12 protein-coding genes and 1 tRNA gene are annotated in these 14,896 nt (G+C 38.8%); 3 read left to right on the forward strand and 10 right to left on the reverse strand.

Features of this window, described 5'->3' with window-relative positions:
- Positions 1-16: 16 nt before the first annotated feature.
- From NE848_RS06495 to NE848_RS06505, 3 genes are read right to left on the reverse strand one after another with little or no spacing between them, the layout of a single operon-like run.
- Positions 17-2,593 carry a glycoside hydrolase family 2 TIM barrel-domain containing protein gene (locus NE848_RS06495; protein ID WP_252111642.1) on the reverse strand — a complete coding sequence of 859 codons (2,577 nt, stop codon included), beginning with the start codon at positions 2,591-2,593 and terminating at the stop codon, positions 17-19.
- A 9-nt stretch (positions 2,594-2,602) separates the two neighbouring features.
- Entirely contained in the window at positions 2,603-3,784 is a 1,182-nt protein-coding gene (locus NE848_RS06500) for a CehA/McbA family metallohydrolase domain-containing protein (RefSeq protein ID WP_252111645.1), read from the reverse strand.
- Complete coding sequence (locus tag NE848_RS06505) at positions 3,781-4,689, reverse strand: alpha/beta hydrolase (RefSeq protein ID WP_252111647.1); 909 nt, start codon at positions 4,687-4,689, stop codon at positions 3,781-3,783. The genes NE848_RS06500 and NE848_RS06505 overlap by 4 nt, the downstream gene beginning before the upstream one ends.
- 104 nt (positions 4,690-4,793) lie before the next feature.
- Between NE848_RS06505 and NE848_RS06510 the strand changes: the two genes are divergently transcribed.
- Positions 4,794-5,243 (forward strand): GatB/YqeY domain-containing protein, encoded by a 450-nt coding sequence (locus tag NE848_RS06510; RefSeq protein ID WP_252111649.1) that lies wholly within the window; start codon positions 4,794-4,796, stop codon positions 5,241-5,243.
- A 13-nt stretch (positions 5,244-5,256) separates the two neighbouring features.
- A tRNA-Arg gene (locus tag NE848_RS06515) sits at positions 5,257-5,330 on the forward strand.
- A 220-nt stretch (positions 5,331-5,550) separates the two neighbouring features.
- Here the strand turns inward: NE848_RS06515 and NE848_RS06520 are convergent.
- Both NE848_RS06520 and NE848_RS06525 read right to left on the reverse strand, forming a co-directional pair.
- Entirely contained in the window at positions 5,551-7,143 is a 1,593-nt protein-coding gene (locus NE848_RS06520) for a glycoside hydrolase family 32 protein (RefSeq protein ID WP_252111651.1), read from the reverse strand.
- Between the two features lies 1 nt (position 7,144).
- On the reverse strand, positions 7,145-8,467 hold the full coding sequence (locus NE848_RS06525) for a sugar porter family MFS transporter (RefSeq protein WP_252111653.1): 1,323 nt from the start codon (positions 8,465-8,467) through the stop codon (positions 7,145-7,147).
- A 254-nt stretch (positions 8,468-8,721) separates the two neighbouring features.
- Between NE848_RS06525 and NE848_RS06530 the strand changes: the two genes are divergently transcribed.
- Entirely contained in the window at positions 8,722-9,084 is a 363-nt protein-coding gene (locus tag NE848_RS06530; RefSeq protein WP_252111655.1) for a hypothetical protein, read from the forward strand.
- A 59-nt stretch (positions 9,085-9,143) separates the two neighbouring features.
- On the opposite strand, the gene NE848_RS06535 is transcribed toward NE848_RS06530, so the two are convergent.
- From NE848_RS06535 to NE848_RS06555, 5 genes are all read right to left on the reverse strand, one after another.
- Positions 9,144-10,139 carry a YpdA family putative bacillithiol disulfide reductase gene (locus NE848_RS06535; RefSeq protein WP_252111657.1) on the reverse strand — a complete coding sequence of 332 codons (996 nt, stop codon included), beginning with the start codon at positions 10,137-10,139 and terminating at the stop codon, positions 9,144-9,146.
- Positions 10,126-10,788: a ribulose-phosphate 3-epimerase gene (rpe, locus tag NE848_RS06540; protein WP_252111659.1), complete on the reverse strand. Its 663-nt coding sequence runs from the start codon at positions 10,786-10,788 to the stop codon at positions 10,126-10,128. Before rpe ends, NE848_RS06535 begins: the two co-directional genes overlap by 14 nt.
- A gap of 55 nt (positions 10,789-10,843) precedes the next feature.
- Positions 10,844-11,245, reverse strand: coding sequence for a BLUF domain-containing protein (locus tag NE848_RS06545; protein WP_252111661.1), 402 nt, complete (start codon positions 11,243-11,245; stop codon positions 10,844-10,846).
- A gap of 202 nt (positions 11,246-11,447) precedes the next feature.
- Positions 11,448-12,311 carry a sigma-70 family RNA polymerase sigma factor gene (locus NE848_RS06550; protein WP_072552879.1) on the reverse strand — a complete coding sequence of 288 codons (864 nt, stop codon included), beginning with the start codon at positions 12,309-12,311 and terminating at the stop codon, positions 11,448-11,450.
- Between the two features lie 251 nt (positions 12,312-12,562).
- A complete protein-coding gene (locus NE848_RS06555; protein ID WP_252111663.1) occupies positions 12,563-14,779 on the reverse strand; it encodes a polyribonucleotide nucleotidyltransferase in 2,217 nt (738 codons plus the stop codon).
- Positions 14,780-14,896 lie beyond the last annotated feature (117 nt).

The raw sequence follows: 14,896 nt of genomic DNA on the forward strand, positions 1-14,896 counted from the left end.
TTATCTGAAATTTTATTTATAACTTTTCCAGTTTTATTCCTGAAAGGATGGGCTTGCCACTTTCAGGATTGAACTGGATATTAATTTCATCTTTCGTGCTTATTTCATAATTCAATTCTACTGCCTGCAGGATTCCGTAATCTCTTGCAAGGTTGAGGTCCTGTTCCGCCAATTCACCATTTATAAGAATATCAAAACTTCTTACTTCGTCTGAAGTTTTATTTTGATCAGACCCCAGGTTATAGATGTTCTCTGTGGAGGCTCTTCTATTAGGTTCTGCCATTAAAAGGGAGATCCTGTATCTTCCCGCCGGGACATCAAATTTATAGGATTTCAGTCCTTCCCTCATGGTTTGATACAGAGGTTCCTTGGTGGTAACCTTGATATTGGAAGCAGTTCCCTGGAATTTACTTTTGGACTGCTGAAATACTTCGCCGCTTACATAGCCAAAGGAGTTTTCTGAAAAAGCCTGGTCGCTTATCCAGATCTCACCGGTTTCCTCATCTACAAAATCACTGTGACTGCCTACATTGATCCTAATAGGTTTATTTTGAATATTTTTGATAAGGTTGTTTCTGAATTTAACTTCAATATTTCTATGGTAATCAGCACTTCCTGAAATTGCTTTTATTGAATGCTTTCCTTCTTCCAGGTTGAGATCGAATTCAGCAATATTGTCCTTTACAATAGCCTCTTTTTCGATATTATCATCAATCTGAAGCTTTACCTTTTTGGAATTTGAGAAGACTTTCAGTTTTACCTTTTCATTTTGATCTATAAACCGTGTAGTGAAATTCTTACCGGCGATATAAACATAATCCTCTTTATTTAGCCTCGCTTTGTAGTAATGATAGATGTCTTTTGGTTCCCGGTTAAAATTCACAAGGCCTTTCTGATTGATATATGGCCGACTGTCCTGCCTGCCGGAAGAACCAAAATCGGCAAAATTCCAGGCTGCCATTCCCAGCATATAATCCCGTTCCATGATCTGATTCAGGTAACTAACATGGCTTTTTAACTGATAAGCTTCACTAAAATCCCAGGGTTTTGGCTCGTTGGTCTGTATCCTGGAATCACTTCCCGGTCCATATTCAGAAATAAGTAGTGGTCTTTCCGGATATCTATTGTGCTGTTCATCCAGGAATTTTCCAAGGTTTTCCAAACCAGGTGTATACCATCCAAAGTAGAGATTCCATCCTATTACATCTGGAATGTCGGCGATCTTAGATGTATTATATATTTCATTTTCATGAAGAGCCATTACACTTAACCTGGAAGTATCGAGTTCTTTGGTGGCAGCTTCAAGTTTTTCAGCCAGTTCCACGCTGGTCTTGATCTTAGCATTCTTATCGGCTTCACTCATGTCTCTGGTAAATACCAGTCTGATAAAGATCTCGTTCATATAACCCCAGAACACGATCGAAGGATGATTATAAAGCTGAAGTATCTGTTCCCGCTGCATGTCTATGGCATTCTGGTGATAGGCTTCGGTATCTGTCACATCATTGATCACCGGAACTTCTGTCCATACCAGTAATCCAAGTTCATCACATATTCTGTAAACATCGGGATCCTGAGGATAATGAGCCGTTCTTATGAAATTACTCCCCATATCCTTGATCATCTGGTAATCTTTCCTGTGAATTGAGTTAGGAACGGCGTTACCCATATTCTCGAAATCCTGGTGTCTGTTCGCTCCTATAAGTTTGATGGGTTTTCCATTCAGAATAAACCCTTTTTCAGGATCGGCTTTAAACCAGCGGCACCCAAAACTTGTAGAATAACTGTCCATTATTTCTCCGGAATCCGGGTCTTTCAGGTTTGCGGTGATCTCATAGAGATGAGGCTGCTCAGGAGACCAGAGTAGGGGGGCTTTAATTTCAAAATCTACAGAAAAATTAGAACCATTTTTAATATCTGGAGTCAAAGTCTTTATGAGCTTTCCATTAGGATCGGTGACTTTGATTTCAAGTTTCGGGTTCTTTTTTCCCGATCTGACGATTTCTCCGGAAAAATTCAATTTAGCAAGCTTTTCAGAGACTTCGGGAGTTTTTACCAGTAAATTTCCTGCAGCTTCTCCTTCAAGTTTAAAATGATCCTTTCCGGTAACTATTAATTCCACATCACGATATATTCCACCATAAAAATTGAAATCGGCTTCCAGTGGAGGGATATTCTGATTATGGGAGTTATCAACCAGGATTCTTACCTGATTGGCTTCTCCAAAATTCAGGTACTCCGATAATTCAAAAATAAAGGCTGTATAACCTCCGGTATGTTCACCAACCGGTTTGTCATTAATAAAAATCTGGGTATGTTGATTGGCTCCTTCAAATTTCAGGAATACAGATTTGGCTTCCCATTCTTTGGGGATAAAAACCTGTTTCTCATATGTTCCTGTTCCTCTGAAATAGTCACCTTCATTGAAAGCATCCTGAGAGTTCCAGGTATGCGGGATATTTACGGTTTCAATTTTCTCGCTATTCTCCTTCTGAAATTTCCAGCCTGAATTAACTGTTTTTACCAGGCGCTGTGCCTCGGTGCTGAAACTTACGAAGAGAACTCCGGCTAATATGATCTTAAAAATCTTCATGTTAATATTTTAATTTTTTGAAACTGGTTGGGTCCATGCTACTTCAGTATCTCCTTCCCGATAAGGATTTTTCTTAGCTTTATCTGAGATTATCTTCGCTCTCACGAACAGAACGTCATCCGGAATTTCAAAACTGGCTTTGGTTTTACTGGTCTTTTTTAATACTTCACTTGTCGTAGTACCTTTTTTCACACCAATGAACTGGATCTTATAATTCACACCAGCCTCTTCTTCAATATCTATAAAAAGTTCATTGTTTTCAAACTTCATCTCGGAGAGTTCAACACCGGTACTTGCGTAGAAATCACCTGCTTCCATAGCTTCAATGATAGAACCCGGACTAAGTTCTTCAGATCTTACTACCACCCAGCCTCTTCCGGCATTGCTGTATTTTTCTCCGAATTTATGATAGTGATGGCTATCATCTGTGGCAATTCCCAGCAGCAGTGGTTTATTCATGGAATGATAAGCGATATTTACCTGGTCCCACATCTGTTCGGTACTATCATGAATGCTATCCCCGTAATTATTCACATGGGGATGACCATTGAAAACCTCAAAGAATCTTTCACCGTCGATTTGAATGATATCTTCAGCTTTAACGGCATAAGTAAAGTTGGGATGGTTAAGGTGTTGTAAGACAGGCTCACCAGTCTCTTCTTCCTGAGCCATAATTGCATCCAGATTATTCTGAATAAGTTCAACAATTGTATTTCCTTTTTCAGGTTTAATGACCTCCTTAATGTTTATGGCGCCCATATGAACCGCTTTATCCTCGAGGTACGAGGTGACTTCTTCAGCCTTGAAGATCATGAATTTCTCAGGTTCTTCAAAAAGAGGGCGGAAATCCTTCAGCGTTTTTAGCTGAACATGTAGTCCTTTCTCATCCCTTTTTTGATTGACCCAGTCTTCTCCGTATTTATTCAGATAATCCTTAAAAGCATTTTGGTAAAGGGAGTCATTGGAAATGGTCTTCCATTTCTCTCCTTCGGCTATAATATTGTGATCTGAAAGTGCTACGAACTGATATCCATTCTTTTTATACCAATCCATGATCATTTCAGGAAATTCGTCACCATCACTCCAATATGAGTGCGTGTGCAGATTACCTTTGTACCATTGAGTATCCTGGGCTTTAAGGCCGGAAATCAAAAAGCTTATTAGTAGAAATGTTAGTAGGGGCTTTTTCATTTGTAAACAGTTGACTGAATTTTATTATTATTAAAAACAACTTCTTTGAGGAATTCAAAAACCTTAGGCAGGTGGTCAAATGGCATTCCTGAAATCTCATGACGTGCATCCTGAAAACTATAGAATAGATAAGATGCGTTTAATTTATCAAGTTTTTCCACTATGGTTTTGGAACCGTCAAGGATAATATATCCGGATTTTGAATTTTCGCAATAATGATGTGCAGCCGTCGCATATGGAACAAGAATATCATCGGTGCCATGAAAGAAAAGCCCGGGAATCGCATTTTCTTCTCTTAAATATCTTACGTCTACGATCGCCCCGGCAAGAGATATAACCGCTGAAAATTCGATATCAGAATATTTTTCTGAATCCTCAAACATAAGGTCAGGGTTATATACTGCGTTAAGAACTGCTTCCGCTCCTGCGCTGCTTCCTCCTACAATTATTTTTTCAGGATCTATATTGAATTTATCTGCATTAGTCTTCATGAATTTCGCAGCATCCATAAAATCCTCAGCGGCAAGCTGAAATGTCTTCAACTTTCCTGCGGCGTCAAAATCACATCCAAAGCCAGTTTCCTTCCCTTTCCTTATCAGGCGGTAGGAAATAAGTCCCACGGTATAGCCTTTAGCAGCAGCTATTTTTGCGAATTTTACTTCCTGTGGATTCTTAGGGCTTCCGCCCGCAAAACCTCCTCCATGCATAAAGATGATTAGCGGAGTTTTTTCGGAGTTCTTTTTTTCGGGTCGGTATATATCAATAATTAAATCTTCCCCATCTTTGGAACTGTAGATCTCCGTTTGAACAGAGCCTACTGTGTATAGACTATCAATGTATTTCTCCTGAGCTGCAATGCTTTGCAAAGTCAAAAAAGCGATGCAATAGAATAGGATCTTTTTCATGCCGTAATATAAAGTTTAGGCTTTGAATATACTTAATTTTGAAGGGATAAATAAGTGGTAATTTCAACCAGAAAATTTTATCTTCGCAACATAATTTTTGAATTATGAGTTTACAGGATAAAGTAATGGTAGAAATGAAAGCAGCGATGAAAGCTAAGGACAGTGCTAAACTGGAAGCTTTAAGAGCTGTAAAGAGTGCCATACTGTTAGCTAATACCGAATCTTCATCGAAAGACGGCCTTACAGAAGAAGAGGAACTGAAACTTTTACAGAAGCTGGTAAAGCAGCGTAAGGAAAGTGCTCAGATATATAAGGAGCAGGGCAGGGAAGACCTGGCTGAGCCTGAAATGAGACAGGCTGAGGTTATTGAGCAATTTCTCCCTGAACAGCTTAGCGAAGCTGAAATCGAAGCAAAAGTAGATGAGATCATTGCGAAGACCGGAGCTTCAGGAATGCAGGATATGGGCAAAGTTATGGGCATGGCGACCGGGGAGCTTGCAGGAAAGGCTGATGGTAAGACCATATCTACCATAGTAAGAAAGAAATTAAGTTAAGAATTTATAGAGCGGCCCAGTAGTTCAACTGGATAGAATATCAGATTTCGGCTCTGAGGGTTGGGGGTTCGAATCCTCCCTGGGTCACAGATGAATAAAAAGTCTGCAGCGAAAGCTGCGGACTTTTTAGGTTTAAAAAAGCTCCCAAAGCTTGCTTGAATGGAGTTTATTTAATCAAAAAATGCCAAACATAGTTTGGCAGACTTTGTATTCCCGAAATGGAATTTAACAGGAAGGGCGAAGCCAACTCTCCCTGGTTCACATATAAATGAAAAGTCCACAGTGAAAATTGTGGATTTTTTTGTTTTTAGTCTAATTCAATCCGATTGATCTCGAACTCCTCAATAGTAAGGTTAGCGTTTGAACTGATCGTAAACCTGGTGTAAGGCTCATTCGGAAAGAAAATTTCACTCATTACCGTAGCTCCATCATCATAAAATATTTCAATTGACGTCTTATCCAGTATGAAATGGACTTTTAGCGTATCAGATTTTGAAATCCTTGGAGCTGTAGAAGTTTTCTGAGTGAACTTTTCGTTGAAGTCTGTGATTCCCGATTTTTTTCTATTGATATAAAACTGATGATCGATCCTGTTCAAACCGAATTTCAGGGAATCATTTTGAGAATTACTAAGTATAAATTCTAGTTTATTGATCTCGTCCAAAGGTAAATTAAGAGAGAATTCATTATTCATAAGATCCTCCTCTTCTGAAGAATAAGTGTAAGTTTTTCCAGTATTCAGCTTATTTTCGGCAAAGATCACCGTTCTGTATTTATTCAGTTCTCTTACAGGTTTTGATAAGATCCTGTATTTCTCATCCATCTTTTTGAGTTCTAATTCTCTTGCAATCGTCATGGTACTTCTCCATTTTTCGGTTGGAACTTCCTGAGCGTAGAGCCAGTTGGACATCCAGCCTATAAACAGGCTACGCCCATCCTTTTGTGGAATATTAGACCAGGTAACTCCCGCATAATTGTCTTTGCCGAAGTCGAGCCAGAAACTGTGCTTTTCATCAAGATTCTGCATATACTCTTCTGGAGTGAATATGGTGCCATCAAAATCTCCGACAAAATACTGCGTGCCTGAACCACCATTATACCCTCCGGGATTAAGACTTTGAATTAATACCCATTTAATTTCATCACTTCCTTTAACCTTCATCGGGAAAAAATCGGGACATTCCCATACTCCGTTATGTGCTCCTGTAGTTTCGCCAAATTCTGAAATTTTTTCCCAGTCCTTCAAATTTTGAGATGAATAGAAATAGCTTCTATCTCTGGTAGCAAGAACCATCAGCCACTGATCGTTGATGGTATCCCTTATTACTTTAGGGTCTCTAAAATCCTGTATTCCAGGATTGGGGATCACCGGATTCTTTCTGTATTTGGTCCAGTTAAAACCTTCATCCAGGCTATAGGCTATTGCCTGGGACTGGTAATCTTTTTCTCCCTGTTTCTCTCTTTTGGGGTCATGGTATGTGTACATGGCTATTACCGTAGTTTTACCGTCTTCACTAAACCCGGAGGTGTTTTTGGAATCAACTACGGCGCTACCAGAGAAGATATAACCTTTTTCATCTGGCTTAAGAGCAATTGGCTGTTCTTCCCAAACGATCATATCTTTACTCGTAGCATGACCCCAGTGCATAGGCCCCCAAACGATGTCTTCAGGATAATATTGAAAATAGAGGTGATAAGTTCCATTTAGATAGAACATCCCATTGGGATCGTTCATCCAGTTGTTCTTCGGAGTAAAATGAAAAGACGGGCGAAATACTGATTCCTCCTCGTTTAGAGTGATTTCATTTTCTTCTCTTGTTTTATCTTCTTTGTTTTTACAGGAGATGAGAAATGCAGGTATGCAAAGGGTAAATAAAATAATTTGAAAATAATTCTTCATCTTAGTCATTATTTAAAGCTAATTCAGCCGATAATTCTTCCAGGGATTTGCCTTTGGTTTCCGGCATCATGAAAATGACGAATAATAACTGAAGCACCATCATAAATGCGAAGAAAGCAAATACGGCTCCGGCCCCGACGGTTGAAAAAAGATATGGAATTAGCGAGGGAATTATTGCGGCAAGTAACCAGTGGGTTGAAGAACCGAATGCCTGACCTGAAGCTCTGATATGATTAGGAAAAATCTCTGATATAAAAACCCAGATGACAGCACCCTGTCCTATGGCATGCGAAGCGATAAAAATGAAAAGGAATATCGGCACAAAATAACCACCCCAATTAAGAAAGAAAGCTGCAGCTACCAGGGAAAGGGATATGATATACCCGGCAGAACCTATGTACATTAGTTTTTTTCTTCCCAAACGGTCAATCAGGAATACTCCAAAAAGAGTAAATATTAGATTCACTACTCCAATTCCAATACTGCTGAGTAAGGCCGTGCTTACTCCCAGTCCGGCCTCTTCAAAGATTCTTGGAGCATAATACAGGAATGCATTGATTCCTGATAGCTGGTTAAAAAAGGCAATCAGGAAGGCAAGGATGAGTGGGAAGCGATATTTTTTCATGAAGATGTTCTCTCCTGAAATATGATTCTCTGCCTGAGTTCTGATTTCCATTATTTTATCCTGCACATTTATATCGGGATTAATAATTTCAAGCGTGGCTTTTGCTTTTTCAATTTTACCTTTAGAAATCAGCCAGCGAGGACTTTCCGGAATTGTTAAGACAAAAAGGAAATAAATAAATGCTGGAATCGCTTCAACCCCAAGCATCCATCTCCATGGTTCACTTCCTGTATTTCTTAATAAATAATTAGATAAAAAAGCAATTAAAATTCCCAGGACAATATTGAATTGATAGAGTGATACCAGTCTTCCCCGGTCTTTCTGTGGGGCTATTTCAGAAACATAAGCCGGTGCGGCAATTGTTGAGGCACCCACACCCAGACCGCCAATAAACCTGAATGCGGCAAAAATATAGGGACCGTTTACTAGAGCCGATCCAATAGCCGAGATAAAATATAAAGCTCCGATTATTAATAAGGTATTCTTTCTGCCTAAAGCATTGGTAGGAATTCCACCAAATATAGCTCCTATAACAGTTCCCCAGAGAGCCATGGCCATTACAACTGATCCGTGGATGGCGTCACTGGTTCCCCAGGCAGTCTGTAATTGTTGATCGGCGCCCGAGATAACTACAGTATCGAAACCGAAGAGAAAACCCGCCAGAGCTGCGCATATGGACCAAAGTAGAATTTTGTTCATTAACTATTGAGTATGAGTGAATTGGGTTTTAAAGGAATTATTTCAGTTAATATATGAATTATTGATAAATATTTCTATTTTTATCATCAGTCACTAATAATATTGTTGTTTGTTTGAAAAAATGAAAATAAACTTAATATTATTGCCCTACATTTTTGGTTTTTTTTAAACCTTCGCGTTAAATCTTGTATAAATAGTTTTATCAGGATGACTTAACTTCTAAATTAGCTCTCACAGTAAAAAACCTAACACCTATGGCAGCATATTTTAATACAAATCAACTAAGGAGTTCACTGCAGGAATTAGTGAAAGTATATATTTCTGAATGTGAGGAATGCAAGGAATTATCACAGGATTGCATCGATCTGATAAGGCATAATTTTCTGGCGGAGTTTGTAGTCTATAATAAAAAAGATAACACAATTGAAGTAGGAATAAATGAAACAGAAAAATTTGATGGCTATCCTGAAATTAAGATATATACTTTTCCTTTAGAGGATATTGGAAAAAAAGTAGATCACTCATTCAGGAATAATACAGAAGACCTGGAATTCTACGGAAAACTTGTAGGAAGAAGGAAGGGTATAGGTTCTAACTCTGTAGTTGTATTTGAATAAAGATAAAATGTTATTATATGAAAAGCGGTTTTAAGATATATTAAAACCGCTTTTTTTAATTAATTTATTTGATGCTTTTCTTTTTTACTGAGATGATCCATAATCATTTTCGCATGAATACGGGAATTCTCAATAAACCATTTATGGGTTTCAACTCCCCCGCATATAACGCCTGCTAAAAAGATTCCCGGAATATTGGTTTCCATGGTATCTTCATTATACCGAGGAATTTTACGACCATCTGTAGATAATTTAATTCCCATATCCTGAAGAAATCCAAAATTTGGTCGATAACCTGTAAGCAAAAGAACAAAATCATTTTCAAGGATATCTTCGCCATCGGGTGTGTCTATAACTACTTCACTCTCTTTGATTTCCTTAAGATTAGAATTGAAATAAGCTTTTATACTACCTTCTTTAATCCTGTTTATAATATCGGGTCTTACCCAGTATTTTACCCTTTCGCCAATTTCAGGTTTTCTAACCACCATGGTCACATCTCCTCCTTTGCGATAGATTTCTAAGGCAGCGTCCACAGCAGAATTACTGGCACCAACTACTAGTGTTTTTTGAGTAGCATAATAATGTGGATCATTGTAATAGTGCGAAACCTTGGGCAGATCTTCACCCGGTACACCAAGATAATTGGGGATATCATAAAATCCTGTAGCCACAATCACATTTTCAGCTAAATAATCACCTTTCGTAGTAGTAACCGTATGGGTTTTATCTGAATGTGTTTTTACTGAAGTGACTTTTTCGAATAACTTGATATTGATACTATTAGAGGTCGCAATTCTCCTGTAATATTCTAAGGCTTCTCTTTTACCAGGTTTAGGGTTATTGCTGATAAAAGGAATTTCATCCAGTTCCAGTTTTTCTGAAGTTGAAAAAAAGGTCATATTCGTTGGGTAGTGGTATAGTGAATTTACAAGGCAACCCTTTTCAAGGATAATGTAGGAAAGCTTCTTTTTTTGAGCCTCCAGGGCACAGGCTATACCAATAGGTCCTCCTCCAATAATTACGACTTCATATTTGTTTTCAGGAATTTGCAAGCTGTTTTAGGTTTTTTATGGTTTGGGGCTGGTCTTCTGCTTTAAATACAAAGCTTCCGGCTACCAGAACATCAGCTCCGGCCTTTGCTAGTTGTGCCGCATTTTTATCTGTAACACCTCCGTCGATCTCGATAAGGGTTTTAGCGTTACTCATAGAGATGATCTCTTTTAGTCTCTGGATCTTATTATATGTGTTTTCAATAAAGCTTTGACCGCCAAATCCCGGATTTACACTCATTACAAGTACTACGTCGATATCACTGATAATATCTTTCAAAAGATCTACACTTGTATGTGGGTTGATCGCCACGCCCGCTTTCATACCTTCGGCCTTGATCGCCTGTAAAGTTCTATGTAAATGCGTACAGGCTTCATAATGAACAGTGAGAATATCAGTACCTAGCTGGGCAAATTCCTTGATATACCTGTCTGGATCAATGATCATGAGGTGAACGTCGAGTGTCTTTTGTGCGTGTTTTGCAATTGCTTTTAAAACGGGCATTCCATAGGAAATATTAGGAACAAATACTCCGTCCATTATATCAATATGAAACCAATCTGCTTCACTATTATTAACCATTTCTGTATCCCGCTGAAGATTACCAAAATCGGATGCCAGCATAGAAGGTGCGATCAATTTTTCTTTCATTATTCTTTTGCTATGATTTGTGCAAAAATAGGAAGAAAATAATGTTATCTATAGCTTAATAGATAAAAGCCCTTAGAACATTGTTTACTGCATGTCGGGTTTTAGAGTCCAGGACCTCCAGGTGAAGATGGTAATCCTTGAGTTTTGCAGGATTGTATTTTGTGTTTTCGGTTACATAATCACTTATGTATCCATCAAAAGCTGGCTTATAGATGGGTTTTTCAAACAGTTTTATAACATTGGTGTGTCGCTCATCATGTTTAATTGTCTCGAAAAGATCTTTAACTTTTTCTTCTTCACCTTCGATTACCTGAAAGAAATTACCATCGGAAAATAAAAGGAGGCCGGTAATGTTTTTCTCGTTGTTATATTCCTCAGAACTGGTTAATATTTCCCCAACTTCTTTTTCCGACATTTCTTTTTTGGCCGTACTTACGTAACTAATTGCGTAGCGCATAACTAAGGAATTAAGGCTTTTGGGTAGGGTCAAAGCGGTTATTATATTTTGAAATTAAAGAAAATCAGATGAAAAAAAGTTAAGATAATGACAAGAAAAAACCCCGGTCATCACTCCGGGGTCATTCATCAATCAAAAAACGAACAGTTATTTTCATGACGGTTCATCACGCCGTCACTAAACTGTTGTTGCTTTAAATATTTTAACCAAGATACGTTTTTAAAATTTTACTTCTAGACGTATGCTTCAATCTTCTTATAGCTTTTTCTTTAATTTGTCTAACTCTTTCTCTAGTTAGATCAAAAGTCTCGCCAATCTCTTCTAAAGTCATAGGATGTTGGTCTCCAAGACCAAAATACAGCCTAATAACGTCAGCTTCACGAGGTGTTAAAGTTTCTAGTGCACGCTCTATTTCTGTTCTAAGAGATTCGTGCAACAACTCCTTGTCTGGGTTTGGAGACTCACCTGAACGTAAAACATCGTAAAGGTTAGAATCTTCTCCTTCCACAAGGGGAGCATCCATAGATACATGACGCCCGGAGTTCTTCATGGATTCCTTAACGTCATTGATCGTCATGTCAAGTTCTTTCGCAATTTCCTCAGCACTTGGCGGACGCTCATGTGACTGCTCTAAAAAAGCGAAAGTCTTATTAATCTTATTTATTGAACCAATTTTGTTCAATGGTAAACGAACAATTCTTGATTGTTCTGCCAATGCCTGTAGAATGGATTGACGAATCCACCATACAGCATATGAAATAAATTTAAAACCACGTGTTTCATCAAAACGTTTAGCCGCTTTGATCAAACCTAAATTACCTTCATTTATAAGATCAGGCAGGGTTAATCCCTGGTTCTGATACTGTTTTGCCACTGAAACCACAAAACGAAGGTTCGCTTTTGTAAGTTTCTCCAATGCACGGTTATCACCGGCTTTGATCCTCTGCGCCAGTTCTACCTCTTCATCAGCGGTGATCAAATCTACTTTTCCAATTTCTTGCAAATACTTGTCTAACGAAGCGGTTTCACGATTGGTTACCTGCTTCGTAATTTTCAGTTGTCTCATCTATCTTCTACTTGGATTTTAATGGTGCATAGCTCCTTGTATTTGTTTATACGTAAGAAGTGGTGAAAATGTTACAAAAACATTTGACTTTTTCTTTGATAATCAAAAATACTAGTGTTTTTTGATGCTTTTAGGAGTGTTGATTTTCTATTGGACTCCTTTAGTCGCATAAATTATAATTCCATACAAAGTTTTTTAATAAAAAAGGGCCGCTACATGGCGGCCCTTAATATATCTACAGTAACTAACTTTTAATTTCTATGCTTATCCCCGCGATTTCTGTTATCACGGTTTCGGTTGTCTTGGTTCCTGTCTGAATTTCTGTTATCGCGATCGCGATTCTCACTTCTTTCCGGTCTTGGTAACAAAGCCTTTCTGGAAACCTTCTCTTTGCGTGTTTTAGGATCGATGCCGAAATATTTCACATCGATTACATCTCCAAGGTTAACCACATCGGTCACATTATTGGTGCGTTCCCATGCCAGTTCAGAGATATGAAGCAATACTTCATTGCCCGGAGCATCCATAAATTCAACAACAGCCCCAAAATCAAGAATCTTTATCACCTTCACTTCATAAACGCTGCCTTTTTCAGGCTTAAAGGTAATAGCATCAATTTTCGCAAGGACTTTATCAATTCCTTCCTGATTTGTACCAAGAATTTCAACGATACCTTCTTCAGTAACCGGATCTTCATTGATCACGATTTCAGTTTTGGTTTCTTTCTGAAGTTCCTGAATCACTTTACCTCCCGGACCAATTAACGCGCCAATGAATTCACCAGGAATCCTTCTGGTGATGATCTTTGGAGCATGGGCTTTAACGCCTACACTTGGCTCAGAAATAGTATCGGTAAGCTTTTCAAGAATATGGAGTCTTCCATCACGCGCCTGCTTAAGAGCTTTTACTAATATTTCGTAAGAAAGCCCTTTGATCTTTATATCCATCTGGCAGGCAGTAATTCCATCGGCAGTTCCGGTTACTTTAAAGTCCATATCTCCAAGATGATCTTCATCACCAAGAATATCTGAAAGTACCGCGAAATTATCTCCGTCAGAGATCAATCCCATTGCAATTCCGGAAACCGGTTTTTTTAGCTGAACACCAGCATCCATTAATGCCATGGTTCCTGCGCATACGGTAGCCATGGAAGATGAACCGTTAGATTCTAGGACTTCTGAAACTACACGTACAGTATAAGGACAGTCTGAAGGGATCATACCTTTTAAGGCACGCTGTGCAAGGTTTCCGTGTCCTATTTCACGTCTTGAAGTACCTCTTATTGGGTAAGCTTCACCGGTTGAAAAAGGAGGGAAGTTATAATGCAGATAGAACGTTTCTTCACCTTGTTGAGTTGGAAGATCTACCTGATTTGCTTCTCTTGAAGTACCTAATGTAACGGTAGCAAGAGCCTGAGTTTCCCCACGTGTGAAGATCGCTGAACCATGAGTTGATGGCAGATAATTTACCTCGCACCAAATTGGTCTTATTTCATCAGTCTTCCTGCCATCAAGTCTAATTCCTTCCTGAAGGGTTAGATCACGGACTGCTTTTTTCTGAGCATCTGCAAAATAGCCGGAGATCATTTTGCCTTTATCTTCTAGCTCTTCTTCAGAGAACATTGCAAGGACCTCTTCTTTCAATTGAGAAAATGCCTCACTTCGTTCTTTTTTGCTAGTTCCGCTTTTAGCAATATCATAGGCTTTCTGATAGGTAGCGTCAAGAATTTTCTTTTCAACCTCTTCATCGGTTTCTGCTACTTCATACTCACGTGTTTCTTTTTTACCGAATGCTTCAGCAAGTTTCACCTGTGCTTCACACTGAACCTTAATAGCTTCATGTGCGAATTTTATAGCTTCAGCCATTTCTTCTTCTGAACATTCGTCCATTTGTCCTTCAACCATCATAACAGAATCTGCGGAGGCGCCTACCATGATATCCATGTCAGCCTCAGCTAGTTTCTCTCTGCTTGGGTTAAGAACGAACTCTCCATTGATTCTAGCTACGCGAGCTTCAGAAATTGGAGTTTCAAAAGGGATGTCAGATAATTGAATAGCTGCAGAAGCGGCTAATCCTGCCAAGGCGTCTGGCATAACTTGATCGTCATGAGACATTAACTGGATCATTACCTGAGTTTCAAACTTATAATCTTTTGGGAATAGTGGACGTAAAACGCGGTCTACTAAACGCATTACCAGTATTTCTTCACTGCTAGGTCGAGCTTCTCTCTTGAAGTAGCCTCCAGGGAACAGGCCTGCAGCGGCAAATTTTTCACGGTAATCCAGTGTTAATGGAAAGAAATCCATAGTGGTAGGAGTGTAGGAAGACACTACCGTACAAAGTAACATGGCATTACCCATTTGAACAACAACCGACCCGTGAGCCTGTTTTGCTAATTTTCCGGTTTCGAGGGAGATGGTTCTGCCATCGCCAAGATCGATAACCTCTTTAAATGTTTTTGGAATCATAATAATTTTGAATTCTAGATCTGAATAACTTCAACCAGATCATATTTAGTTAAACAAAGGTCTCCGCCATCCGGACGGCCGGGTTGTGTGTTGTGTGTAGTTGTTCGTAGGACCAAT

The sequence above is a fragment of the Gramella jeungdoensis genome, assembly GCF_023805255.1.
Lineage (GTDB): Bacteria > Bacteroidota > Bacteroidia > Flavobacteriales > Flavobacteriaceae > Christiangramia > Christiangramia jeungdoensis.